Below are 26,915 nucleotides of genomic sequence, written 5' to 3'. Positions count from 1 at the left end.
CCATGATTGACGGCTTCTTTGATGTTGTTTATAGCCATTTGGCGGTCTTCACAGGTGATTAATCTTCCTGCGTTTCCCCCCAAATGGCTTTGGCCTTTTTTGAGAGTACCAATAACGCAGCTGTTTCAGATAAGGCTCGGTCTTTACGGTCAAGTTCTTTCTTGTAGTGGCTGATTTCTTTATCTTTTTCAGCTAATTTATGGCTCTCAGCAATCACATTCATTTCTTTCATGGCAAGTGCTTCTACACATTCACTCAAGAGCGACTTAACCATGGCAATATCATACCCATTTTCTCTGCAGTATCTTGCTAATTCTGCTTCATTTAATGTCGATGTAGCAATGATGATATTGAGTTTTTTCTGCGCTTCAGTCAGCTTATTAACAGGGATCGATGATTTAGTTTTATTGCTTGTATTTTTATGGACTTTTTTATTTTTCATAATGTTATCATTCGATCCTGATTTAATCTCTGCTTGCCATTTGTAAAGCGTGCTTGTTGAGATATTATAGTGTTGGGCTAATGCGGTGATGCTTGTATAATCACCATCCAATAATTTTGTCAAAATTGTTTCTTTGAATTCTACGGTAAATTTACTCATTTGTCTGTCCTTATCATGATTAAGTTATCAGTGGACAGGTAGTGTGACATAGGGGGCTCCTTATAATCTAATCTTACACGATGTATAAAATGAGGCTGTAATTTAAATTGTGCTTCTAATTCGATGCTTAACTTTTAAAATGTAATATTTGCAATGATTAAAATAGGGTTGCCTTGTTCTTTATTGAACAAAGCAACCACTTTTAGTGAAGATATTTTTCTATTCAATCTTTTAGTAAAACTCAATATTGCTCTGGCAAATACTTTCTCAAAATTGAACTTTTCCGCAAGTAGTCTAATTGTGCTTTCAATACCACTTTTTTATCATATCAAAATTTCTTGAGATTTCTTGGAAGTTTATTTCTTATGTTTTTCTCAACGAGCGTTTCAATAACAATGCTCATTTCAGTACAGTACTCTGCTGTATCTGTCCCTAAAACTATCTCTCTTTTACCTTTAAATAACGCTATGAGCATCTTTCTTTCATCAATATTTGGATCAGTCACTTTAAAATTAATAATCTTACCATGAAAGGGCGATTATTAAGTTATTAGTGAAATGTTTTTAACGTACTATATCTGAATTTTTAAAATATTTTGTTTGATATGTAAAACAAATGTTGAATTTTAATTCAATTAGAGTATTGTATATAAAACATTGCAAGGGTGATTATACCCATAATATTAGGAGATTACATGCAAAATGCGTTAAAGCTCTACATTAATGAACAATTAAATTTTATACCAATAAATTTTTTCCATTTCAGTGGTGGAGAAGAGCATGTCAGAATTGACACCAGAATGATTGATGAAATTTATCATATTAGAATAGATGCGAAGATCATGAGTAGCCAAATCATGATGCAATTATTATTACTAAATGATGCACTCAACAGAACCCAAAAGTTAACCGAGAATGTTATTAAGATCTTAAGTCTTAGTTACATGCCAGGTGCAAGACAAGATAGAGTGTGTGAACCAGGTGAAGCTTTAAGCGTCGCTGTTTATGCAGACCTAATCAATAGCATCAAGGCAAATAAAGTTATCATCCATGATCCACATAGTGACGTGACACCTGCTTTGATTAACAATATTCTAGTTATCTCACAAGATGAGATAGTGTGTGAAAAATTAGGTGAATATTTAAAAAAAGAACAGATCACATTAGTTTCACCAGATGCAGGCGCATTAAAAAAAATATACAAGACCGCTAAAAAATTAGAATTACCAGTACTTGAAGCTTCGAAAAAAAGAGATACAAAAACAGGACAAATTATTTCGAGTTCAATTGAAACTCACCCTAACTATCCTGAAAAAGTTATGATCATTGACGATATCTGTGATGGCGGGAGAACGTTTATTGAGCTTGCCAAAGTATTAAAACTAAATGGTGTGAAATCAATATGGTTATATGTCACACATGGTATTTTTTCTCAAGGACTTAGCGTGTTTGATGATTACATTGAAAGTATATTTACCTTTAATTTGCTAAATGCTCAATTGACAAATACAGAATAAACACAGTTAGTTAATCTTTCGAAAGTAGATAAAATCGAATCGATTGGTATTTACTAAATTAAAATAGATAAGAATTTGTTTGTTAAAAGATAAATGAATAGATATAGCTTCTCATGAAGCTTTAATCATTAGCAATTACGCCACACATTCTCGCTTGAAAGGATGGTAAGGATTACCATTATGCTGAGCAATTAGTGAGATTAAATGACTGGCATTTTTAAATGATATTGGAGTGTAAAATGAAATTAACAGCATTAAATGCGATAGATTGGTATAAGGTATCACATAAAGAGCAGTATCCAAAAGGTACGACCATGGTATTTTCTAATTTTACCCCAAGAACTGATAAATATATGCCTAAATCTTCAATATGGGATGGAAAAGTAGTGGTATTTGGATTGCAAGGATTCATTAAGTGGTATTTTATCGATCTTTGGAATGAAACGTTTTTTAATCGACCTAAATCAGAAGTTATTGATGCGTATCGTCACAGGGTAGAAAATGCCCTAGGAAAAGATGCAATTACTTATGACCATATAGAAGCGTTACATGATTTAGGATATTTACCAATTGAAATTAGGACTTTGCCTGAAGGAACTCGTTCTGAAATTCAGATACCAATCTACACAATTCATAACACTCACCCAGATTTTTTTTGGTTAACAAATTACTTAGAATCTGTAATGAGTGCTGAAAGCTGGAAAAGTATCACTTCAGCAACCTCTGCTTATCAATATCGGCAAGTTTGTGAGTTATTTGCGCAAAAAACGTGTGACAATGCTGATCATATTAATTTTCAATGTCATGACTTTAGTTTTCGTGGAATGAGTGGTTTATACGATACAGCTCAATCAGGGGCAGGGCATCTATTAAGCTTCTTAGGTACAGATAGTGTACTTGCGATTGATTATTTAGATATCTATTATGCAGGCAACCAATCTCCTGTAATTGGTGTTTCTATACCGGCAAGTGAACACTCCACAGCAACCACGAATATCGCTGTGATTATTGAAAAACTATTGAATTATCCAACTATTATCGCACAAAATTTGTCAGATGATGAACTAAGAGGGTTGGCTGAAGAAGAATTTTTTCATGATTACATCACCAAGATCTATCCAAGCGGTTTTTGTTCATATGTAGCAGATAGTTATGATTATTGGCGTATGATATCGGAAATTGCGCTTAAATATAAAAAAGATATCTTAGCCAGAGAGGGGAAAGTGGTGTTTAGGCCAGATAGTGGCGACCCTATGCTTGTCATCTGTGGTGATGAAAATGCACCAACAGAAATTGAACGCAAGGGATCTATAGAAGTTTTGTGGGAGATTTTTGGCGGAACAGTGAATGAGAAAGGGTACAAAGTACTCGATCCTCACGTTGGGTTGATTTATGGGGATTCAATTACTTTACAAAGAGCAGAAGCAATTTTAGCCGGATTGGAGAAAAAAGGTTTTGCCTCTAGTAATATTGTTTTTGGTGTAGGTTCTCATACCTATCAGTACGTCACACGTGATTCACTTGGATTTGCGGTCAAAGCAACAGCGGCGATTGTAAACGATAAAGAAATAATGGTATTTAAAGCACCTAAAACAGACAGTGCGAAACGATCTGCTAAAGGGTTTTTGAAAGTTATCGAAACACAATTGGGATTTAAATTAGTTGACCAAATTGCTTTCGAAGAGATAGAGATTGATAATGCACTAAAAACTGTATTTAAAAATGGACAGGTAATTTTGTCTTATACACTTGAAGATATCCGCTGTAGATTGTTAAATAATTAATTTTGTTGAATTGCAAAAGGCGACTTTTAAATCGCTTTGATGTTATTTTCACGCTGATTTTAAACTGGGCAGCGACTGTGAGTAAGACTGCTTTCGAATAATGTAGGTGTTTGAGGTTTAATAATTTATGAAACAATGGAATACCTTATATTTTAGTAACCTACCTGATTTATTCGTTGATATTTATGTCAAAAATAATGATATTATTTTGACTTTCGGAATAATTGGCAATCTAGACTTTGAAATAAATTATTCAAAAAGCTATCTAAATTTAGTTGACTTGGAGCAAGCATATGATGAATATATTAAGTTTTGGACTTTTACGTACTCTAATTCAAAATTGGAAATGCAAATCGATTTAAATTCAAGTATCAATATTGATCAAATTTACCAGATCAAATGCTTGGTTGAAGCTGCTATATCAGGTAGGCTCCATTTACCAGATAAAGGCGTTGGATACAAATTAAAAAATAGTTTGCAAGATTTGAATGACACATTAAACTACTATAATGAGTTTCTTGATAAATTTCAAAGTAGTCTGTTAAATGAGCACTTTCAAAAATTTTATTTATAAAAGTAAAGAGAATACAATAAATTAAACATTTAGGGTAAGGCGTTATTTTACAACGCTTTATGTTGTTTTTGTGTGTTGTATGCAATAAAAATGATTATTTCTATAAAATAAGTTAATTTATCAATCAAGTTAATTGAAATATCTGGTATGGATTATCAGTCACTAAACTGAGATAGTACAATTTAAATTTATCGCATAATGTTATGGAATTACAAATAATAATTAAAATTTAGCCAAGGCTTTATATAACTATAACGTTTATTTTTATGAGGATATGAGATGGATATTTGGGCATGGGTATCAGATTTATATGATGAATTAGAAGAAAATGGGCAGGGTAGGCTCGCTAGATTATTGTACCAAATACCAGATGATTTACACGAAAATAGAGTAGAACGGCTGGAAGCATCAGTTCTGGAAGCAGTGCAAAGTGCACGATCTTTAAAACATCCTTGGATGGAAGTTTTTTTTCGACATTGGGGATTGCGTAATCGATTAAGCAACTATTTAGAAGGTGAAAAAGCATTAGAAGAAGCCATTTCATTAATGGATTTTAGCCATAGAGAAGAAAGTAAAGATTGCCCTCAATCAATTTGTGTAACTCAAGATTTAGCTTCGTGTTATGGTAATGTTGATGGTCCTGGCTGGGTTGCTGAACGTATCGCTGTAGTTGATGAAACCCTCGCAAGAATTAGCCCCTCTCGAAATTGTTGGGATTGTTTATCAAGAGAAAAAGCAGATGCATTGAAAGATGACAATAGAATTGCTGAAGCACTTAGCTATTTGATAGAACAAGAAGAAGCAATCATAAAAAATGGTAGTACTGCTAGCATTATGCTGCTACAGACCCAAGCTGACTATTTGCAGGAATTAGGACGGTTTGATGAGGCACTTGCCAAATTAGAGTTAATTGAACAAACCATGGAAAATGAGCAAAGCCGTGGAACAAGGTTAACTAAAGCATTAATTGAAGCTCTGATTTATGTAAAACAGAATCAATTCGATAAAGCATCTGAAGTGCTTCCTAAATTCCTCGATCTTCAACCTGTTTATTACCCTAAATGGGCGGCTGTTATTTATCGTTTAGCAACAGATGGATTTAAAGATCGTAATACATGGCAACTTGCTGCTATTTTTCAAAAAATGATTAAACATTTTCAAGATATGGGTAGTCATAGGTTGACTGCGGATATGGCAATTTATCAAGCTAAGTTAGCAATCAAACGAAACTCAGCTATGATGACTAGACATGCAATCAAAATTTTGGAAGAAACGTTACCAAAATTACGTAAGCAAGATGAGATAAAACTTCAATTAGCACAGCTTAAATTAGAACTTGCATCAATTAACTTACAGACAAGCGATATTGATGCACATTCACCCGATGAATTAATTAAGTTAATTCATAATGATGAACATTCTGATCCTGAAAAATATATTGATGCATTACAAAAAATGCAAGCGCTTCATCCTTATCATAACGAGCTTACCGATCTCTTAGCTCATGCACTTTGGGCTTGTGATATTAACGATGATGCAATTAAGCTTTTAGAAACCCAATTTGCTAACTATCCTGAAGATAATTTTTTGGTTTTAAATACGTTAACTCGATTTTTAAATCAAACAAATAATGATGTAAGGTTAGTTGAACTAGCAAAAGAGGTAGAAAAAACATATCCAATTCATCAACTTTATATTCAATGTTTACTTGATTATAAGGCTGAAGCTTGGGAATCCTTAAGAGAAAATGCAAGTAAAGCTTATACGTTAGATGAAACAAACGATATTTTCTTGCAATACCAAGTTTTGGCTTTAACTAGATTAAAACGATTTGGTGAGGCTATTCCAGTCCAGCAACTCTTTATTAAGAGTTTACCAGAAGAAGCGCAAAATAATGCTAAATGGGATCTTCTTACTTTTGCAGCAAGCGCAGAGCAATGGGCAATATATCGTGAAGTTGCAAAAGAGTTAAACTTAGAACTTAATGAGCCTAGCTCACCTGATAATCTTGTAGTGGAAGAAGAAGGTAATTGGGTATGGGTAAAATTCATTGACCAAGATGTTGAAAGTTATCACCTAGCTCAAAGAACAGGTCCTACTACTGTAAGAATTAAATCAGTTGCAGGTCCAAATGAAATACAACATGCAAACGATTGGGTTGCAATTGATGCCATGATGTTAGAGGCACCACCAGAAGATGAGGAAGAAAAAGAGCATTTTATGCCTACCTTCCAAGCCGTTCATGTGATTAAGCCAGGTAATTTTAAATCGATAATTGTTGATGGTCCAAGGCCTACAAGCAGAGAGCTAGAACGTATCTATGAAAAATTTGATGAATTAGGTTGGCTCTATTGGCGTAGGAGCGGTGATGAATATCAAATTATGAATCCTGAGAATGATGAGTTTATTGATGGGTTATACTTTTTTATAGGTGTGCCAAATGAAGTAAGCGATATTGATGTATTTAAGCAATTAAAAGAATTTACCGCTGACTTCAAACATCCGCTTTGTTGGTTGCAACTGGCTAAAAAAGTCAATTTGGATACAGAACATCATCAACAGTTAGCAGAACAATATGGCTTATAATAGTTAGCAAAAATATTATTAAGATTGAGACTAAAGAACTGACACTGGCGTAATATTTCATCATGCCAGTGTCATAATATCAATATTTAACTATCAATTATAAGCTAGTCATTAACTTTGTAAGTGACATTATAGCCTTCCCATTTCTTAACACAATCCCAACGCTTTAACATGTTTTCTATCGCACTGATGGGAACCATTTGCTGGCGTTCCTGATTTCGCAAAAATAGAGTTTTGGGCGATTGTTCAAAATAAATAATATGAACATCAGCATGATAATCAAATAATAGGTTGAGTGTTTTCTCCCTTAACTTTCTTGAAGTATGTGTAGCATTCCAAATAAATGGCTCTTTTGTTCTTAATAAGGCTTTAGCTTTATCAATCGCTTTATGTGCAACTAATCCATGATTTTGACCATGTTTAAGTTTGAGCTCATCTCTTGCATCATCAAAAGAAACGGTTGGTAAGCCAGGATAGTTTTTTTTAATCCAATAATTTTTACCACTAGCTGGTAAGCCACTTAGTACATAGACTTTGGATCCCAGAGTTTTGTAAAATTCAAAATCACAATGCCCTTTTTGGTGCCTTGCATATTCGCATCTTGATATTGAATTAAAAGCCGTTTTCTCTTGCGTTAGAAATCCGCCTTCCTCGGCTAAAAGCCATAGCATTTCAATGTCAATAAATGATTTTTCTTGATTTGTGGTAATTCGTCCAAATAAATCTGCCTTAGCAAGGATTAATAAAAGATGCAATGGAATTTCCCAGCTAAGCTTATGTAAATGAAACTCAATATTATCTTTTTTCATCAAATGAAAAGGTTTTTGATGGTGCTCAATTAATCCACATATACATTCCCGAATGGCAAAAGGCGCGTGCTGAAACCATAAATAGTTTCTTACATCAATTGCACCTCTTGTAGAATGATGTGGATGTCCAATTCGACCTGTTAGTGGATCAATCGTAGTCGTATCGGCTTTTGCAATATCGTGAAGTAACGCTGCTAAAAATAGACATATTTTCTCCTCTTCACTGCATTGTATATAGTTACTGCTGTCTAGTAAGCAGATTACAACCATTTTTGTATGTATCCAAACGTTTCCTTCAGCATGATAGATGGGATCTTGTGGTGTTTGTTTTGCTTTTTCTAATGCAGGATAGCAAGCTAACCAAAAATCCCAATTAACATTAGATGAATGTGTTGCCAAAATTTCAGAGACAATTGCCTCCCAATTTATTTTATTTGCAGGGTGATTTAATTTCATATTCATGTTTAATTTCTCTTTAATGAATGAGCGATTGTTATTAAATTATCTATCAATCGCCCATTTTAAGATCTTAACTGCTCCAGTTTTCAGTGAGTTTTGGACTGAAAATGTCTACACCTTCACGTAATTGATTTGCAATATAAGGTTGTTGACTATGATGCACGTTATGGCTAATGAGTGTTTGTACAAAATCGGGTCTTACCCATTTATAGCGTGCTACCACTGAGCCATTTTCTTCAACTTTAATATAGAGCCCTTCAGCTAAGGTATTTAGATCGCATAATTGCCAAGCTTTTTCTAATTCTAACTTCTCACGAATCACTGTGCGTTCAAAAGACGCTTTCCAATTTGGACTTTTTCCAAGTGAAGGAGCCAAGAAAGAGACTAAATCACTAAGCTTTTTGGGTGCGATACCTTGATATAAAACAGGCACACTCAGTACGGGTAAAGGACTTAATATTGAAGCCCTCGTTTTTGTATCGAGCCACTGATTAGAGTGCCTATCCCAAATATCAAACTCCGCAAAATAGGTTGGTAGTGAATCATAAAAAACGGAGTGTTTTTTATGTAACCACTCCGCAAATACGATGTATCTATCTGTTAAGATTTCTAATAATCTGGGTTCATGTACTGAAGCCCATTTTTTTAATAATGCAAATTGACGCTCATTCCCGCCGCCACCTAAAAAGTGACCTCGTGATTGTAAAAATAATTGTCCATAAGAATCAAACCTAAGAGCACAATTTGCGCCATCGAGTTTTTCTTCAATCACTATCTGTTTACCAGCAAGTGTTTTATATGGAACATGAAAATGACCTTCATCACCAGTTTGCAGCCTAGAACCTTCTAAATGCGGTGTTCTTGGATATTTTAATAGTTCAAGATCGTGTAGATTAAATGTATTCATTGCGCATTCCTTAATTATTTGTTTTAGGGTTTATCACAATTTATCCAGTTTAATTTAGCAATAGTAATATTTAATTGTTTTAAATTATGGGGATGCAGTTAAAAAATGAATAAATTATCGTCATTCTCTAAACGACAAGTTTAGAATTAAGTGTCAATTAGCTAGGATTTTGACTAATAAAATGAACAAGATTAATAGGCCCACTGGTATTAAGGATAGGTGGTTTAAGCGCTAGTTTATTTGTTAGTTTATTTGTAGAGGGGATGATTTGAAAGATATGACAGATAAGTTATGGAGAGCTCTACTGCAAGTGAGTGTTCACTTGATAAGAATGTCTCTTAAAATTAAATCTATATTTTCATGTTCATACCTCCTAGTTAAAGTTAAAATCAGTTAATTAATCACACAGGCAAGGTTATCGGAAGGAGATTTAAGAACTTTAATTTAGAATCATATTTGCGTAATTAATTTTACCCTAGAGTAATTTGTGTCAATAGACTATTTTGTGGTGATGAATTTTAATCAATTTAGATAAAACAATTGATTATTCTATGGTATTCGCTTTTTGATAGAGCTCATACCAGTTGGTGATGGTTGAAACTATTTGGGTCAATTGAACAATCGTTAAGTCAAATTGATGCATCTTAAATTCATTTTTAATGGCTAATTCAGCAAATAGATGAACACTAACGTTTGTATTTGATTCATGCCTAAATTCAATACAGGGTTCTAAAAACGTTAAGTCTGGAAGGGTTTGATTTGAATCCTTTAGATTACTGACTTGTTGAAACCAATTTCGCATTTTTATCAATTCAGATACCATCAAGCAAGGATCTTGAACTGTTCTTTTTACATTCCTCTCCTTATCATCAATATCAATTTCAATCACCAGCCACTGGCTATCATATTCACATTTTGAATTTGGAAATTGATGTCGAATAATGTCAATGGTGAGATTAACTGTAGTGTTGGAAAATTGTAGTTTAGTCATGGATTTCTAATTGAAATGGAGATAAAACTAAAGATTGAGATTGGAATATTGTATTGAAGAGCAAGTTGCTTGTGAAGGTTTTTCATAAAAATATCAAGTTATCAAACAGTCCATAACTTGATATTCAAATAGGCAAGTTATCGGTTATTGGCTATCTTGCATGCTGAACAAATCACGTATTGTGGCTTTTGTATTTTCAATTGAGCCTAATTCTTCTTTGCAATATTCATTATTTAAAACTTTATCATCAGGAGTAAAACCTTCATGGTGTATTCTTGATGTGGCAATATCATTTCTATACTCGGCAGTTCTATCTGGGCTAATGCCTTCTGAATGAAGCGTTTCATAGAATTTATCCATTTCATCAAAAAAATCGGTACACTCATCAGCATAAGTATTAGAAGCAAATACCATTGCTAAGGAAACGATCGCTAATTTTAATTTCATATTATCCCTATTATTTATCTATATGTAAGCATTAATATTGGTTTGTTAAGCTAGTTTTAGCTAGTTACAATAATTAATCATATTAAAACCTAATGTTATTGTTTTATTAGGTGGTTTTTTAAATTATTTTTCGAAACAATTTGAAATAAAATCATAAGCATTTTATGAGTGACTGGCAAGTTAAATCATCGATTTTTTTGAGTATTTACAATTGGTCAATGTTTTTGAGGGCGGTTTCATCTACAAAATATAAAACCGCCAACGGAAGTATTTGCTATTAAACTGGTTTATTATTCAGTAGTTTACCCAGTACAATGTAAGCAACTGATGCAAAGAGCATCGAATCAAGAGAGGGGATAAATGTTAAATTAAATATATTATTTGCTGTAGCATACCCCAAAGCAGAGCTTACTAGCCAGATTAAAAGTGTCATGATTCTTACTTTAGGCCCATTACTTAACAGTGATTCATCATATCCTTTTCGTCTGAATAAAATAAAATCTGCAACATAAATTCCAGCTAAAGGCGGTGTTGCAATACCTAAAAAAAGTAAAAAAGGCACAAGAAGTGACGTGATATCAAAACTTCCAACAATCGCGGCTAATATCCCTAACGCAGCTGTAATTTTCCATTTTGTGATACTAGGTAAAAGCGTTGAGACAACAAGTGTACCTTGGAACATATTCCCAGCATTACCAGTTATACAAGCAACTATCATAAGAATAATGGCGGGTAATGTGATACCTATAATGCCCATTGCTGCAATTAGGCTACTTTGGCCAGTTAAAGAACTTGGTACCGCACCAATAAAAAATAAGGCTGGATAAGCAAGCCCAAACGTAAGTAAGCCTGCTAATATGGCATGCTTACGATTATGCACGAAGCTACCAAAATCCGCAGAGGTCACTACCAGAACACTGATGGTACCCACTACAGTTGATACTGCTGCACCAAATGAAAGTGTATCAATTGCAATTTCGAGTGGTTTGGCATTTTTTAACGCGATGATGAGGACACTCAGCATCAGAGTGATAATAATAGGAATTGCAAAACGTGTTATTTTACCTAGTACAGCAAAACCAAATGCGGTTGAGCCGACAAAAATAATGCACCCTAATGGCACGATGAAATATAAAGGAATATTTAAACCGTAATTCGCTAAAAGAGATTGGACGCTTGAACCAAACGAATTCGCAGTGACCGTAATCCAACCAAATAACGAAATTGCCATGAGTATATTAATGAGTATCGCACCACTATTGCCGAAGCTATATTTAATAATACCATAGGTTGGTAAGCGAGCAATTTGTCCAATACTAATATTAATCATGGCAAGTAATGTCAAAATTAGGCTGCCTATTGCAATCACTAATGCAGTCTTAGGAAGAGGCATTGAGCTACCTAAAGAAGCGGATGCAAGTAAAACAGGGGTCACTAATATCCCTAACATGATGAGTGTGATTTGAATGCCTGAGACGGTTTCAATTGAGGAAGGTTTTTTTGTTTTAGGGTCTTGCCTTTGATTGTCCATTTGATGCTATCCTTATAATTAAACTTGGTCAGAGCAAGTTTTGTTTATGAAAAATTGCTAAAAGCAACGGGTGATGGATGCAGCGTATTTAAATTAATCACTCCACTCTAAGCTGTGAAAATAGAATTAAGAGTATTCTCGTTTAATATACCAGCTATCAAACGAGAACTTTATATTGATTTTATAGTGTTTTGGTGTAATTACGCCATCCACCGAATTGGGTAATTTCCTTTTGACCTTCTACTAAAAATGGTTCACCAAGTACACCGAGTACTTCGCTTCCATCCGCGAGTTTAACTTTACCAATTGCAAGTCCAGCAGGTTCATTCGATAGCACAGATGCAAATGCATCAGGCGGGAGTGCCCATATTTCAAGCTCAACACTATTGCTTGGTTCAATTGTTCTAATCATTGCAGGGTGATCATCATTAATTGACCAAATTCGATAATGGTTATCAGTTTTATCTTCTCTTACAAATTTAGCCCCTACATTAAGTAAGTTTGGATTTAATTTTAATCCTCTCATCAATGTACCATTCACTGCGAGTAGAACAAAATTGCTGTCTGTTTGATGTGTTGTGTTCATAATATTTCCTTTTAAATTGAATTTTGATTGATTAATCATGATTAACTTATGTGGTAGTTTAGACTCGATATCAAGACCACTAAAATTAAAGAGCTTGTAATTAACTATTTTTTTTCTTGACTAACGCATTGATAGCATCCACAAAGCAAGAAAGAGGGGCGGTTGTAATACCTGCACCTATTTGACCAACGCCAGCTTGTTTATGAGCAATACCAGTATTGATGATTGGTAAAATTCCTGTATCGACTACTTTTCTAGCATCAATACCTGCAGCAGTAGGCGTAAAGTTTAAGGCAGGCAAAGTAAATGCTGGATTACTACCAATAGTAATTGCCTGCATTAAATGACTATTATTGGTTGCATCTTGAGGCGTGCCTCCAACAAATTTAACGATAGCAGGAGAAGAGGCCATAGCAAATCCACCTACGCCGGCTGTTTCAGTAATTGCGCTATCACCAAGATCTGCAGCCGCATCTTCAACACCGTACCCAGGGAAAAATAGTCCATTTACAGGATTAGCTTTAGCTTGGAACCAAGTTTCGCCTGTACCAGACATTTGGATACCAAAATTGACTCCATTTCTTGCCATTACTGTAATCATTGTGCTGTTTTCTATACCCTTTGCAGCATTGAGCATACATTTAGAGGCAGCCATCGATAAATTAAGGAAAAAGTGATCATTTTGCATGATAAATTCAATAGCTTTTTTCACTTTTGATTGCTCAAGCGAAGTATTTAATAAGGCTGGAATAAGTTGCTTGAGTAATAAGCCTGTTGCAGCTGCATTACGATTATGCACTTCATCACCCATATGCAAAGCTTGCGCCATAATTGGCTTAAGCTCAATACCAGAGGTTTGCTCTACTGCTGCTTTCATCGCTTGCATCAACTCTGTGCCCATCCAATCAAGTCTATCTAGGACTTCTTGACTGTTGGCACCAAATCGTAGAACTTTGCCAAGTCCTTCATTAAAATTACAAAAAACAGGAGGGTTACTTGGATGTTGGTTGTCTTTGATAACCCAAAGTGGCATAGAAGGGCTTATAATACCTGCCATAGGGCCTACTGCATTAAAGTGATGACATGGCTCAAATACAACAGAATTATTTTGAATTAATTTAAGTGCATCATCTAGGTTATCAGCCCATTTCTCATATAAAATAGCACCTAAAATTGCGCCTTGAACCGGACCACACATATCATTCCAAGCAATTGGAGGACCTGCATGTAAAATACGTTTTGTTTCTTTAAGACCTTCAATGGCTTCTTTTGCTAACATCACATCAACAAGTACTGGTTGAGAGGCTAGATACTTGCTCATTGCTAGTTCATTTGCTTGATTAATAATAGGGTCATTAACAATAGAGGCTAGATTAAGTCCCGATTGTTTATCTCCATTAGCAGGGGGCTGCCAGCTTAAATTAATAGCATCTGCACCGGCCTGTTTGATATTATCAGCAAAACTTGAAAGACCTGCATTTATTACGGTAAGAGGTTGATTAAATAATTTTTTCATCGGATTATCTCTCTTAAAATTGTGAATGTTCAATTAAGCTTGTGATTGAATTAATGCTACGGCAAGCATGGCTGCTTTAGCATTACAATCTGCAATTAACACACCTTGTTCGGTAAGTTGGCTGATAATACTGGCTCTATTTTGTGGGTCACTGTCGGTACCACAAACATGTGCAATGAAAACTGGTAATTGAGTCGATGTTGATTTAACATCGGTAATGACTTTAATCAATTCATCTATAGGTGTGTCTGAGGCACCATAACCAATTACAACATCAAATAATACAACAGCAGTTTCAGGATCCTGTGCCTCTTTTGCAATTCTTTCATTGCGTAAGGTTGGGTCAATCATTGGATGTGGTCGACCTTGGGTGAATGCATCATCACCTAGATCGACATAGGTATGTAATTGACTCCTCCAGACATCTGCTAGATTTTCATAACCCGATACTGGTGTGTTAGAAAAGCCATTTAGCCCTGCTTTTTTTGCCACTAATTGCGCTTCATAACAGAATGTTCCTCCAGCAAACACACCTCGAATATACTGTTGTGTTGGTGCTAAACTTTCTTTATATTTTGCAATCATCGATAATTCATCTTTAGCTAAGTATGAAAACTCAGGTTCAACTTGTGTTTGATTTAGTAAAGCAACGGCTATCTCAGCACTATGGGCGAGATTTTGGGCGAAATGAATCGTTGGTGAATTGAACTCACTCGCATCAGCTCCTAAAAAGTGAACAACAATCGGCTTAGTGCTTTTTTCTGCAATTGATAAAATTTCAGTTGCAATTTCTTTTGCTGGAGGCTTTGAAATCAAAATAATTACTTGGGTTTTTTTATCTTCTATTAGGGCAAGAAGCCCCGTTTTCATTGATATACCACCGATTGATTGGTGTAGGTCATGACCACCAGTACCAAGTGCTTGTGATATCCCTTTTCCTAATTGATGAACACGGCAAGTCGCTTCTTGTAACCCTGTACCAGATGCAGCGACAATACCAATTTCCCCCTCTCTGACCACATTAGCAAATCCAAGAGGAATGCCATTAATGATTGCGGTGCCACAATCTGGTCCCATTACCATTAGATTTTGGCTTTGTGCATAGGTCTTAATAAGTTTTTCATCTTCTAATGAGACATTATCACTGAACATCATAACGTTTAAACCAAGTTTTAATGCCTTAAGTGCTTCGCCGGCCGCGTATTCTCCAGGCACAGATATCAGCGCCATATTCGCATCAGGGAAGTTAGCAAGAGTCAGCTCAAAACTATTATTAGGTAAAGAAAAGGTATTTGAATCAGATGAAAGTGTTTTTTTAGCGGTCAGTTGTTCTGTTGCAAACGTAATTGCAGACTCAACTGCTTCTGTTGTGCCTTTTACAGCTATCACCAGATCATTAGGCTGCGCTTCAATGATCCCAAATCCAGCGTCTTGCATTCTTGTTAAGTTTGCCGGCGTTCCCATTGCAACAGAACAGGCTTCGATGCCGTCTTGTTTGTTGATTTGGGCTGAAAGTTGCATTAAAGATACTGAATCTTGATACATATTTGAAAAGGCTTTAAACATAATGGCCATAATAGTCGTTTCCTCATAAAGTGGTCAGTGGATAGGGTCTAATCATCATTTAACAGTCTAATTAAACTTAATGATTAAGCCTCTTAACATATTGATTGGTCAGTTTTTGTAATAAAAGAAAAACCATGAATTATACCAGTTAGTATATCATTGCCTGAATGCGAACCGATTGCTTGAACCTTTTTAACAGCATCAAATAGATGAGATAATAAATCGTCTAAACTGTAGTTCATCTCATTATTTTGTTTATATTCTAGTAGGCAAGTAATAGCTTGCAATAACAAAGCTACAGGTTCACTGAACTCGGATTCAATTGCTTGTACTAAGTAACTCTGGCTAATTGCAGTTGTTTTATGCAATTGAATCCCTAACTCAGCTCTTAACGCTTGCTGCAATCGAAATGCATTATTAGCTAAATCAATTTCAAAATGACTTTGGTTTGTGGTTAATAAGTAAAGTGAGGCAAGTACGCCACAGGCAATATCATCTCCTGAAGGAGTTAATCCTTCTCCAAGCCCAATTAGCCTAGAAATTGACTGAACATCACATGCTTTTAACGTATCAAATGTTATTCCTAAATTTGCTAAATAGCGCATCTGTTGATAAAACGAATTGAGTTTTCCTGTTAGCTTATCCTTTGCGTAATAAGGAATCTTATCAGACATACATATAGCTATTGCTTTAGTGATAAAAGTTAATGCTTGCTCGTTAAGTTGAGTATGATTAACGATACTTTCTCTCATGTTAATGATTGGTTTGTACCAAATTTTTGAATTTTCTAGACTAAACGATATTTGTCCAAATAGAGTCGATTCGATTTGGATGGACTTCCTTGTCCAGATAACGCTTCCACCTTTAGAAAAAAGACTCATCAAATTTGGGGATACAGTATGATTATGTCCCTCACTATTAAGTTGGCATTGAACCCCAAGAGGCAAATTAGGCAATGGATGCAAAGTAATAGTAACAAACCTGTCTGGCAGAGTAACTAATCTAAGGTTAATCGCATGATTAAATACGCTATGGATAACTCCATGTGTAGATGTTTCTGGGCACAAATAACCTATGCTGTTTGCCGCAAAATAATACGGTATCATCGATAGCGCCTATTTAATTAGTCTTTTAAACCTTCAATGATATCTTTAGAATGATTCACCCAACCAAAAATACCGCCTTGAGCCTTAATCATTTCTAAAGCATATTTTTGAAATTCTGGGAAATATGAACCAACACAATCTTCTGGAATAACGCATTCAAAACCACGGTCATTCGCTTCTCTAACCGTCGTCGTGACACAAACTTCAGTTGTTACACCGCAAACAATCAGTGTCTTTATGTTATGGTTTTGCAAAATTAAATGTAAATCAGTTTGATAAAATGCACCTTTGCCTGGCTTGTCAATAATTGGTTCGCCTGCAATAGGGTAAAGCTCAGGGATGATATCGTGCCCAGCCTCACCACGTATCAATATTCTTCCTTTAGGTCCTTTTTCGCCGATAAACGTTTTACCACCACGAGTTAATTTAGCAGGTGGGCAATCAGATAAATCAGGACGATGACCTTCACGGGTATGAATAATCAATAAACCTGCATCACGAGCAGCCTTTAAAACAGTTATGCAAGGTTCAATCGCAGTTCTTACAAGCGAGACATCATTGCCAAGTGCTTCACCAAACCCACCTGGTTCTACAAAATCGCGTTGCATGTCAATAATTACAAGTGCAGTAGAAGCTTTATCAAAATTAAGAGCAAATGGCTCAGCATTAAATTGACGGGTCATATAGTCTATCCTCATATAGTTAAGTGGTTTAAAATAGGACAAAAAATTATAATATGCTACAGATTCCCTTGGTGTCAGCGCATTTTATGATGCATTGATAGTTCTCATAGTATTCGAGATTTTAATTGATAAAAAGTAAAATGCTTTGATGGATTGAATCAATTATATTGATGTCATCTATCAAAGCATTTTTATATTATTTTATGGTGTGAAAAAATGTGATTAGCCTCACAATTTAGATACCTAAAGTAAGAGGAGCCCTTTATTACGCTGCTTTAGATATATTCGTATATTGTTGCAATTAAATTATAGGTTGAAAAATCAAAAAAAATGATTGTTATAATGAAAATTTTTGATTGATGAAAATGTAAAAAATTGATCTAGAGCAAAATATTGGATGAAGCATTAGGTCTGCATGAGTTGTTTAGCATTAATTTCATGATTTATGAAACCTAATTGAAGAAAATTAGGTTTTAATATGTAACTTTTTAACTAGCTAGTTTCTCTGTGTTTTTTTATGATTAGAATACCATTTTTAAAAGCTACCTAACGAAAGGTGTGAAGGTTTGATTTTATATATTCAATGCAGTGCTTCATTAAAGAGCTTTGGCTGTCAGTTCGCCAAGCATAAAAAAGTTTCGTTGCTAATTTATGCTCTTCAATTGCCTTTTTAATCAATTTTCCTTCGTTTAATTGCGTAATAATTTTATGGTGTGGGATATATCCAATCCCAATACCTTTTTCAATTAATTCTATTGCAGTGTCTAAAGAAGGCACATAAATAATCCTCTGACCTTCTAAAGACCAGGTGTCTAATTTAGGTAAATGAATTGAAGTATCTTTTACTACAATTGAAGGGTATTGCCTTAAAATATCAGTGCTCAGTATGATACTGTGTTGACTGAGGGGATGTTGACTACCAACTACAAAATCCCATTCTAATTCACCTATGGGTTCACAAATGATTCCTTCTAATTTTGGTGCTGTATGAGGTGCTCCTATGACAAGGTCTGCACGTCTGCCATAAAGAGCATCCCATGTACCGTTATAGACTTCGGTCGTTAATGTTAATTGCGTTGCTGGGAATTGCGTTGACAGAAAGTCAACTAAAGGGGGGATTGCAGCAGGTTGTATAATATTATTTAAAGCAATCGTAAAGGTTATATCATCATTTGAACTAATCAAATTACTTTTTTTAACTAAAGAGTCATAGGCTTCTAACATCCATTTAGTTTGTTCTATATAGTATTTACCTGCTGTGGTAAGTTTTATTTGCCTTGCTTTACGGTCAAATAGCTTAAATCCAAGTTCTTCTTCCCACTTTTTAACGTTGTAACTGATGGCTGAGGGGACTTTATTTTGCATGTCAGCTGCCATCACAAAACTTCCTGTTGCGGCAATTAAGTGGATTGTTCTTAGCATATCAGGTGAAAAGGCCATAATGTACTCTATAGTGGAAAATTGATTAAATGGGTTTGATGATTTTTAAACCAGATTTTATTTATCTGTGAATATGTTAGTTTGAAATGGTATATGTCCTATGCCTTAAGAGCAATCACTAGTACAAGTTAATTTGGTTTTAGTCGCTATATGTTGTTTAAAATCACTAATTGCACTATACAAAATAGTAAAGGGTGCCGTCAAAAATAGATTTGCAATGATTAGCATACCAAGGTAGGGGATAATTAAAGTGATTTTAGGATCCACAATTATAGAATCACCAGCCATAGTATTGAGTAGAGGTATTAGTGTCGTGATGAACCAGACATAAACTAATCCCGCAGGATAAATTAAGAGTGAGGGAATTAAAATCAGACTTAACCATCGAAATTTAATACATTGATAGGCGAATATAATTGCTTCTTTAAACTTTGATTTCTTTATGACAAATTGATATTGAATTAAGGAGAGCGCGATAAAAAGATAAGCAAATAGAATCTGCCAAATTAAAAAAATACCTATTTTCAATTCTTGTATATTTTCTAAAATACCTCCGAAATTTTTGATGCTACTGGTATCTGTATGTTTTCCATATATTAACAGTAGTACAGTTCCAATAACGTATAGAGAATAAAGTATATAGGCTAGGGTTGAGCATAAGACAAGTAACAACCAGAATTTCCAACTTGTAAGTATTTTCAAGATTAATATAAGTCTTAATCTCAATGGCTGACCTAAAGTTTCAAAAAGTAAATAGTAAATAGGTCCAGCAATGATAAATAATGGCAATATGACGGACATTGAAACAGTAATAATAAATGATCTATTGTTACCAGACGGTTGAATGGGTAAATCATATAGGTTTTGATTGATAACTGGTAGTAAGGTGATGCAATAAATTAAAGAAATTCCTAAGCTAAACCATATTGTTTTAATTATATAATGTATGAATAAAGGTAATATTGAATCTTCTTGTTCTGATGCTAATGGTTTTTCTTCTAACATGGGGATCTCATTATGCTATAATTTTAGACTAATTTGCTATTTTAAATGTATTTAAAAATACTATCTCTTGCATGTTTTTAAGCAGGATATTTTTTAAATTAAATCTTTATCAATAAGTATAGCGCTATGAATATTTTAATCAATTTTTATAGGTGGATTATAAGTAAATGTCTCGCCCTAGTTAACTGATACGAAATGGTCATTTTGTATCAGTTAATGTATAAATTTGATGCTTTTTATTTAAAATGGTTATCTATTAGGGTAAGTGTTTAATATTAAAATAAATATAGAGGTTTTTTTAGATGGGTTGTATGTGAGTGTCGTTTTATGCGCTATAATATTAGCGAAATTTTTCAAAGTAGTTGGTTTGTTAAGTCTATTTGGTTAAGAACAAGATAGCTATCAAACCAAAATCTCATAAATATTAATTAAATTAGATGGTTAATAATGGATTTACAATCAATAAGGAGATTATGTTATGAACGTTGGATTCAATATTTCGACTCAAGTCTTGCCTACTTCTAGTGTAAAAAATCAAACTATTACCAAATCGATGTCATCATTTGTCGATACGATGAAAACGATACAAAACGAAAATGAAAAAAACTCAGCTTACTTTAGTGGCAATATAGATTTTACTAATATGACACGCAAAGAGTTAAGTGATTGGGTAGATATGAAAATAAAAAATGGTGAAATCACTCATGAGGAGGCGAAACCCTTTAGATTAATGTTGATAAAAGTTAGAGTCTCTGATAATTATGCTTATACCTTAGAAGAAGATTCTACTCGTTATAATTTTATTCAAAGAGCACAAGGTGGAATAGGGTTTGCTGAAGGTCGTTCAGATTTTCATACCTTAGATATGCTTGAATCTGCGATTAAAATTATGAAACAAAATCAAGATAAATCAGTCGATATTCAAAATACTTATCAAGTTAATCTTGCAAATAATAAGTAAACGTTAAGTCAGCTCTAGCTATTAATTTTTATTGGTTTTGATTTCAACTTTTAGTCAATATGTTGACAATTTGACATGTTTGCTTAGGAATTTATACAGAAATTTCATGTTTAAGTTCTAAATTTATGGTTATAATTTATTTGAGACCAAGTAAACTGCTTCTCCTTACTTGGTTGAAATTGTAAGTTAAACTATAAAATAGGACTTTTAAGATGGAATTTAAAAAACTCAAAGTTGCAAGCTTTATTACCGCATTGTTATCACTTCCCTTTGCATTACAAGCGGCGGATAATCCATCAGCAGCACATGAGCATAAAGAAATACATTGGAGTTATACTGGTGAGACGGGTCCTGAACATTGGGCTGATCTTGATAAGTCATTTGAGCTTTGTCGGACTGGCAAAGAGCAATCGCCAATTGATATCAAAAGTACCCAAACTATCAAACATGATGGCTTAGCGTTTGAATATCAACCCGCTATGATCACATTTGTTAATAATGGTCATACCGTACAGGCTAATCTTAATGATTCCCAAAATAGTATTATTTTAGATAATAAACCATTTCAGTTATTACAATTTCACTTACATACCCCAAGCGAAGAAGCGATTGATGGGCGTCATTCAGATATGGTAATTCATTTTGTACACAGTAATGAAGATAAAACTTTAGCTGTCGTTGGATTGCTGTTCGACATAGGTGAAGAAAATCCAGCTTTAGAGCCTTTACTAGCAGCATTACCTAAAGAGTCAGGAGACAACAACACCTTAGCAGAGCCGTTTGATATTAAATCTTTACTTCCTGAAAATAAAGACTATTATTCTTTTATGGGGTCATTAACTACACCACCTTGTTCAGAAGGTGTACATTGGCAAGTGTTAAAGCAGCATGTGACATTATCTGAAGCGCAGCTAGAGCAGATAAAAGCAGTTGTTTCACCAAATGCAAGACCAATTCAACCTCTAAATGATAGAGAAATAATAGAAGTTGACCAAAATTAATGTTTGTTAGAAAGTTCATTGGAAAAAATGGTAGTATTTGACATAATTTAATGAACTAATTAAATGATCTTTGTGGTTATTGGGCTATGTATATTAGCCCAATAACCAATTAAGTTTAAAATATGAAATTGATATTACCCCGTCTAAGATAATCTATACCAATACCGTTTTTAAAGATCACATCAACAAGCTAATAAAGCCTAAAAAACAGAATTAATCTAATAATCTATATTTTATTGTTTTAAATTCAATGTTTTAATGACCAATTATTGAGTTGCCGCTTATTTATAATCCAAAACCCATGTGATTTATTTCTCAATTACAAATAAGTGTAATGATCAATAGATTTGATTAGGCATAGCGCTATTTGATTCATATTATGCTAAAACGCTATCCATCACAATGCCTCATATAATACTCAACTTTATCAACATCATACACGATATATCGATAGTCATTTACTTCAATACTTGAATGATTACCGTAGAAAATGCTGTATAGGTCATTTATAACTTTTAGTGTATCACCACTGATTATTTTATCAGTAACCTCTTCATCATTTTGATAAGCTCGAAGCTTTCCATCGTAACCGCAAACAAATTGTATTGGTAAGATGTATGTTGTGTCATTTGCTTGGATTGTAAAAGGAGATTCACTGACCAAATCCCAAGCTGCTGATGCACTTGAAAAAAGTATGATGCTTAATGTTGTTCCAATTTTTATTAATTTAGACATAATTATTTCCATTTTTGATTAGCTAGATGAGTTGAATTACCAAAAAAAACCAAATGGTCCTAAGTTTTTCTTTTGAAATTCTTCAACTTTCTGATTAAATAAGGGTTCTGGTAGGGTTAATGCTCTGATAATCTCAACTATAGATGCGATTACACCTCCAAAAAAGATTAGAGACGCAATAATATAGATAATCCCCCATCCCCATGATCCCATATAGAATTTATGAGCACCGAAACCACCTAAGAATAAAGCTAGTAATATATAAGCAGTTTTTGTTTTAGGTGATACGCTACCACTATTAAATGAGTTGTTTAGACTTTTATTACCTAATGCAAGATAAATTTCTGTAGCTTTGCCGTCTTCAGAAATATCAAAATCAACAGACATTCCTCTTTGTGGAGCATTCATTTCTTTCCATTCATACCCGTTAAATTTGTATCGCTGTCCTTCATTGCTAATAATGATTCCTTCATTAGATTGAACTGAGTAATCAAGCACCTGACCTTTCATTATACGCCCCTAAAATGATTAAAATAAATTGATTCTGGTTAATAAGTATTTTCTTGAAAATGCTTATAGAAGTGAATTGTAATATACTAGTACGACATTATGATTCGCGATTTAAAGTGGAAAAAAATTTATGATTATAAAGTTGGAATTAGCTAAATGTGAAATTAGTGTTAATAGATTTATTGCTATGTAAACCCAATAAAGGTCAAGCGACCTGTATGAATTTTTTACTGCTATTTGCACTATTCTCTTTAAGTGGGTTAAGTGCTATTTCGTTTTAATAATCCCAATCTCTTATAGTATGAGTATTCCAACATGCAGGAAAGAGAGTAAGTTACAAGCCAAAATAGTAAATATTAGGTGCACTCATTTTCATCAAATATCCAATAAGATTCACCAAAACCAAGCAATAGGCTATGTTGAAGATTTGAAGATAAAAAATATATCTCAGTCAGAAAAAGGTCAAAAAGGTTGAAATGGAAAATAGGTTAAACAAAAATAAGGACTGAATAAAGCGATATTAGGTCAGTTATGGTTTGTTAATCTAGAAATAATTTGTTCTTTTATTTTTTGTGTTATTTGTGCCATTTTATTGTCCTCAATTTTTTAAAAGTGGAAGGGAAGGTTAGTGTAACAGCTTAGGTTGCTTGAGCGATTAATGTATTAAGGCAGGACATACCAGGTTAGCTTGTAAAGTGAATTCCCAAATACCAGTTCCTAAGCAGGAGTCAGCACTACCGATGTAAGTTAGTAATAAACTAACCGTAGTAAGAATATCCTTAATTTAGGGAGGAGAGGATGTCAATAAGTTATAAGCAAGTCCTCGCCAGGTTGAATAGTACAGAGTTATGTAGCATAAAGTTCGATAGTTTCATGAATTACAGGGCTGCTGATTATTTATACGCCCTTTTAATGTTCTAATATAAAAGCCATCGAATTTATGCACCTGTCAACACTCACGTTGTACTATTTCGTTTACTGTTTTCTATAAAAACGGTAAGGTGGAGTGAAAATAGTGTAGTTAACACCAGGATATAATGTTTGTTGTTTAAAATCTGATATCCAAATTTCCCCATCAAACATCGCAGAATGCCCATCGATACTACCTGGATAAGGTTGAATAACAACAATATCCCCTTTGATTGGTGTAGATGACGCAGAAATTTCTTCAAACCCAACCGCAAGTAGACTATTTCCTAAAAATTTAGCACTAGGGACAGCTTCAATATTAATTCCTCCATTAGCTAATGCTAATCTTATATATTTAGCGCATTGCCCCAGGCTTGAGGGGGCTGCATTGCGCCTCAAAAAATTAACAGAACCTTGTATATCCCAACTTCTGTCACTACCTAACATCGAAAATTTGCTATTTGATTTACGCTTAAATTCAGGTATTAATTCTGACTTATCAAGTGGTTTAGGGGGAATGTCTAGCCCTAAATAAACTTGAGGCGGTCGTGATAGATATTTTTGCTTAGTGTGATTTTGAGTAGGAGTAATTATTTTTGAAAAAAAACTCGTAGGATTGAGCTGATTTAAGTGTGGTACATGATTACCTGTGCCTTCGATGGTGTTACTAGATAGAATAGAAAAAAATAATATAATAATATCGTTATAATTCATAAAAAATCCATATTTAAAATAAACCAAACTATCTGCTAAATCAGATTTGCATTTTACTACGTATTTAATACTTTACTATTTAGCCTGATTATTTTACGCCCAGAGAACTTGAATGTCTACAATGTAACTCATTATGCTTAGTGAGTTTTCTAATGTCAAATTAATAAAAAATAGAGTGTTATAGAAAATACTAGCTTAGGCGTTAAGGCTTAATAATGGTGATATGAGATTTATAAATAATAATACTTTTGGGTGAATAAATATTTATTATGAGTGCTTAAATATGGTAAATTGATTTATTCAATATTTGTATGTGAGATTAGTAAAGAGACGTTTGTTGAATTAATACTTTTGCGTTGTGACAGTTTATTATTTATGAGGTTTTTGTTAAATAAAGTAAAGAACTGCAAAATAAAAAAACAAAAGAAATTATGGTTTATTAATTTTTTAATCATAATTTTCCATTTAATTATTTTTTCTTTCATGCTCTTATGTGAGGTTTTGGTTTTTAGTGTGGTAGTTGCTTTAATTTTTTAAACATAGTCTTAAAAGAGATAAAAAGTAAATAAATGTGGTAATCTAGCTAGATAACTTAAATGAGAGTTATTAAGTTTTTTATTTATGCTAATAAAAATATTGAATGATTAATTATCACTATTAATTAATGCCCTAATGGGATATTAATTTTTTCTATACTAAATATAACGGAAATCACTTAAATGTTTCACTATATATTTAAATATTTAATTCATTAAATATCTACACAACAAAAATGATGAGAATGCTTCTTATATCTTTAGGATTGATCCTAAGTGTATGTGAGATTCATGCAATTCCAATTTCAGCAAATAGTTCTAAAACTAAACCAGTACAGGGCCACCCACCTTATATGTATTCTATCGCAGCGCGATTAGATATTGAAAAAAATCCAGCATTTACTGAAAGTGGTGAACCGATATTAACAGCAGGTTCTATTGTTTATATCCCTTCTGAGATTTGTAATATTCCAACAATAAGCTTGGAAATAGGGGTTATTCCAACTGATGAGCGATTGTTTTACTATTTTTATGATCAAGATAGGGATGATTGCATCGGGCTTGAGCATGAAATTGAATGGTATATGCTAGAGAATAATGATAAGCCTTTGTAGTGATACAATTTTCTTGTAGGCAGTTATAGCTTATAATGACAATTAAATTGGAGAAATTACGATGACAGAACAAAACAAAAAAGTTCGCATAGCGTTTACGCCTAAGCAGAAAAATGAATTTGCCAAACTTATCGTGGAAGATGGCCATACAATTAAGCAAGTAATGGAGATTTCAGGTGCAAGTGAATCAGCTGTTTCCCGTTGGAAAAGGCAATATTTGAATGAGAAAAATGGCAACTTGACTGAAGGTAAAGTCCCTTTAAATGAAGATAAAAGAGAAATCCATGAGCTTAAAAAACTATTAGCTGAAGCACGCGAGGATATTCGTATCCTAAAAAAGGCAACAGCCTTATTCATACACGACAATCCCGCATTGCGTTGATTAAAGAAGTGAGTAAGGCTGAACCCAATTTATCTATAGAACGAGTGTGTGCTTTATTAGAAGTGCCGGTTTCTTGTTTTTATTACAAACCAATGATTAATCAAACCAATGAACTTATTACGAATAAAATCATTGGAATACATAATAAAAACTTTAAGTGCTATGGTAAGCGTAGAATGCAAAACGAATTAAATAAGCAAGGTATTAAAATAGGTGTGTATAAAACTCGCTCACTAATGAAAAGTGCTAATATTTATGCTAAAACGCCTAAAAAGCGTCACCATTATGATGTCGATGAAGTTCGTCCTGATATACCTAATCTATTGAATAGACAGTTTAATCAGCCTAAATTAAATACGCATTGGTGTAGTGACATTACGTACATCCGTACAGCGAAAGGTTGGAGTTACTTAGCAACCATACTCGACCTGGCAAATAAAGAAATC

The 26,915-nt window shown here is 33.8% G+C and carries 25 protein-coding genes; 9 read left to right on the top strand and 16 right to left on the bottom strand.

The window, feature by feature from the left end; genetic code table 11:
• Positions 1–58: 58 nt before the first annotated feature.
• On the bottom strand, positions 59–601 hold the full coding sequence (locus BMW37_RS13440; RefSeq protein WP_093322167.1) for a transposase: 543 nt from the start codon (positions 599–601) through the stop codon (positions 59–61).
• Between the two features lie 694 nt (positions 602–1,295).
• Between BMW37_RS13440 and prs the strand changes: the two genes are divergently transcribed.
• The 4 genes from prs to BMW37_RS13420 all read left to right on the top strand — a co-directional run bounded on the left by prs (position 1,296) and on the right by BMW37_RS13420 (position 7,061).
• Positions 1,296–2,117 (top strand): ribose-phosphate diphosphokinase, encoded by an 822-nt coding sequence (prs, locus tag BMW37_RS13435; RefSeq protein ID WP_093322164.1) that lies wholly within the window; start codon positions 1,296–1,298, stop codon positions 2,115–2,117.
• Positions 2,118–2,356: 239 nt separating this feature from the next.
• Positions 2,357–3,901 (top strand): nicotinate phosphoribosyltransferase, encoded by a 1,545-nt coding sequence (locus tag BMW37_RS13430; protein WP_093322161.1) that lies wholly within the window; start codon positions 2,357–2,359, stop codon positions 3,899–3,901.
• Positions 3,902–4,028: 127 nt separating this feature from the next.
• Complete coding sequence (locus BMW37_RS13425) at positions 4,029–4,475, top strand: hypothetical protein (RefSeq protein ID WP_093322158.1); 447 nt, start codon at positions 4,029–4,031, stop codon at positions 4,473–4,475.
• A 279-nt stretch (positions 4,476–4,754) separates the two neighbouring features.
• Positions 4,755–7,061 carry a tetratricopeptide repeat protein gene (locus BMW37_RS13420; protein ID WP_093322156.1) on the top strand — a complete coding sequence of 769 codons (2,307 nt, stop codon included), beginning with the start codon at positions 4,755–4,757 and terminating at the stop codon, positions 7,059–7,061.
• A 104-nt stretch (positions 7,062–7,165) separates the two neighbouring features.
• Here the strand turns inward: BMW37_RS13420 and BMW37_RS13415 are convergent, their stop codons facing one another.
• The 12 genes from BMW37_RS13415 to BMW37_RS13360 all read right to left on the bottom strand — a co-directional run bounded on the left by BMW37_RS13415 (position 7,166) and on the right by BMW37_RS13360 (position 20,107).
• Positions 7,166–8,332, bottom strand: coding sequence for an AAA family ATPase (locus BMW37_RS13415; protein WP_093322153.1), 1,167 nt, complete (start codon positions 8,330–8,332; stop codon positions 7,166–7,168).
• Between the two features lie 67 nt (positions 8,333–8,399).
• On the bottom strand, positions 8,400–9,236 hold the full coding sequence (locus BMW37_RS13410) for an RNA ligase family protein (protein WP_093322151.1): 837 nt from the start codon (positions 9,234–9,236) through the stop codon (positions 8,400–8,402).
• Positions 9,237–9,780: 544 nt separating this feature from the next.
• Positions 9,781–10,227, bottom strand: coding sequence for a WapI family immunity protein (locus BMW37_RS13405; RefSeq protein ID WP_093322148.1), 447 nt, complete (start codon positions 10,225–10,227; stop codon positions 9,781–9,783).
• 144 nt (positions 10,228–10,371) lie between these two features.
• Entirely contained in the window at positions 10,372–10,674 is a 303-nt protein-coding gene (locus BMW37_RS13400; RefSeq protein WP_093322145.1) for a hypothetical protein, read from the bottom strand.
• Positions 10,675–10,951: 277 nt separating this feature from the next.
• On the bottom strand, positions 10,952–12,205 hold the full coding sequence (locus tag BMW37_RS13395) for a cytosine permease (protein WP_093322143.1): 1,254 nt from the start codon (positions 12,203–12,205) through the stop codon (positions 10,952–10,954).
• 181 nt (positions 12,206–12,386) lie between these two features.
• Positions 12,387–12,791, bottom strand: a complete 405-nt coding sequence (locus BMW37_RS13390; RefSeq protein ID WP_093322140.1) for an allophanate hydrolase-related protein — start codon at positions 12,789–12,791, stop codon at positions 12,387–12,389.
• A 100-nt stretch (positions 12,792–12,891) separates the two neighbouring features.
• Positions 12,892–14,307 (bottom strand): YlbE family protein, encoded by a 1,416-nt coding sequence (locus BMW37_RS13385; RefSeq protein WP_093322138.1) that lies wholly within the window; start codon positions 14,305–14,307, stop codon positions 12,892–12,894.
• 33 nt (positions 14,308–14,340) lie between these two features.
• Positions 14,341–15,882: an acyl-CoA synthetase FdrA gene (gene fdrA, locus BMW37_RS13380; protein WP_093322135.1), complete on the bottom strand. Its 1,542-nt coding sequence runs from the start codon at positions 15,880–15,882 to the stop codon at positions 14,341–14,343.
• Between the two features lie 83 nt (positions 15,883–15,965).
• Complete coding sequence (locus BMW37_RS13375; RefSeq protein ID WP_093322133.1) at positions 15,966–16,979, bottom strand: oxamate carbamoyltransferase subunit AllH family protein; 1,014 nt, start codon at positions 16,977–16,979, stop codon at positions 15,966–15,968.
• Positions 16,980–16,996: 17 nt separating this feature from the next.
• On the bottom strand, positions 16,997–17,662 hold the full coding sequence (locus tag BMW37_RS13370; RefSeq protein ID WP_093322130.1) for a cysteine hydrolase family protein: 666 nt from the start codon (positions 17,660–17,662) through the stop codon (positions 16,997–16,999).
• A gap of 546 nt (positions 17,663–18,208) precedes the next feature.
• Positions 18,209–19,102, bottom strand: a complete 894-nt coding sequence (locus BMW37_RS13365) for a LysR substrate-binding domain-containing protein (protein WP_093322128.1) — start codon at positions 19,100–19,102, stop codon at positions 18,209–18,211.
• Between the two features lie 105 nt (positions 19,103–19,207).
• Complete coding sequence (locus BMW37_RS13360; RefSeq protein WP_093322125.1) at positions 19,208–20,107, bottom strand: hypothetical protein; 900 nt, start codon at positions 20,105–20,107, stop codon at positions 19,208–19,210.
• Positions 20,108–20,585: 478 nt separating this feature from the next.
• Here BMW37_RS13360 and BMW37_RS13355 point away from each other — a divergent pair, with 478 nt between their 5' ends.
• Both BMW37_RS13355 and BMW37_RS13350 read left to right on the top strand, forming a co-directional pair.
• Entirely contained in the window at positions 20,586–21,068 is a 483-nt protein-coding gene (locus tag BMW37_RS13355; RefSeq protein WP_093322123.1) for a hypothetical protein, read from the top strand.
• 212 nt (positions 21,069–21,280) lie between these two features.
• Positions 21,281–22,069 (top strand): carbonic anhydrase, encoded by a 789-nt coding sequence (locus BMW37_RS13350; RefSeq protein ID WP_093322120.1) that lies wholly within the window; start codon positions 21,281–21,283, stop codon positions 22,067–22,069.
• A 390-nt stretch (positions 22,070–22,459) separates the two neighbouring features.
• Here the strand turns inward: BMW37_RS13350 and BMW37_RS13345 are convergent, their stop codons facing one another.
• The 3 genes from BMW37_RS13345 to BMW37_RS13335 form a co-directional block, all read right to left on the bottom strand.
• The gene (locus BMW37_RS13345) at positions 22,460–22,804 is read right to left on the bottom strand and encodes a hypothetical protein (protein WP_093322117.1); all 345 of its coding nucleotides are present in this window, start codon (positions 22,802–22,804) and stop codon (positions 22,460–22,462) included.
• Between the two features lie 36 nt (positions 22,805–22,840).
• Positions 22,841–23,314 carry a TM2 domain-containing protein gene (locus BMW37_RS13340; protein ID WP_093322115.1) on the bottom strand — a complete coding sequence of 158 codons (474 nt, stop codon included), beginning with the start codon at positions 23,312–23,314 and terminating at the stop codon, positions 22,841–22,843.
• Between the two features lie 975 nt (positions 23,315–24,289).
• Positions 24,290–24,937: a CHAP domain-containing protein gene (locus BMW37_RS13335; RefSeq protein ID WP_093322112.1), complete on the bottom strand. Its 648-nt coding sequence runs from the start codon at positions 24,935–24,937 to the stop codon at positions 24,290–24,292.
• 781 nt (positions 24,938–25,718) lie between these two features.
• On the opposite strand from BMW37_RS13335, the gene BMW37_RS13330 reads away from it, so the two are divergent.
• The 3 genes from BMW37_RS13330 to BMW37_RS13320 form a co-directional block, all read left to right on the top strand.
• Positions 25,719–26,087, top strand: coding sequence for a hypothetical protein (locus tag BMW37_RS13330; RefSeq protein ID WP_093322109.1), 369 nt, complete (start codon positions 25,719–25,721; stop codon positions 26,085–26,087).
• Positions 26,088–26,148: 61 nt separating this feature from the next.
• Positions 26,149–26,469 (top strand): transposase, encoded by a 321-nt coding sequence (locus BMW37_RS13325; protein ID WP_093322107.1) that lies wholly within the window; start codon positions 26,149–26,151, stop codon positions 26,467–26,469.
• An 8-nt stretch (positions 26,470–26,477) separates the two neighbouring features.
• Positions 26,478–26,915 (top strand): IS3 family transposase (locus tag BMW37_RS13320; protein ID WP_143047662.1); only part of this gene is annotated, 438 nt, incomplete at its 3' end.

It is taken from the genome of Thorsellia anophelis DSM 18579 (genome assembly GCF_900111395.1).
GTDB lineage: Bacteria > Pseudomonadota > Gammaproteobacteria > Enterobacterales > Thorselliaceae > Thorsellia > Thorsellia anophelis.
This window is presented reverse-complemented; position numbering and strand designations above follow the sequence as displayed.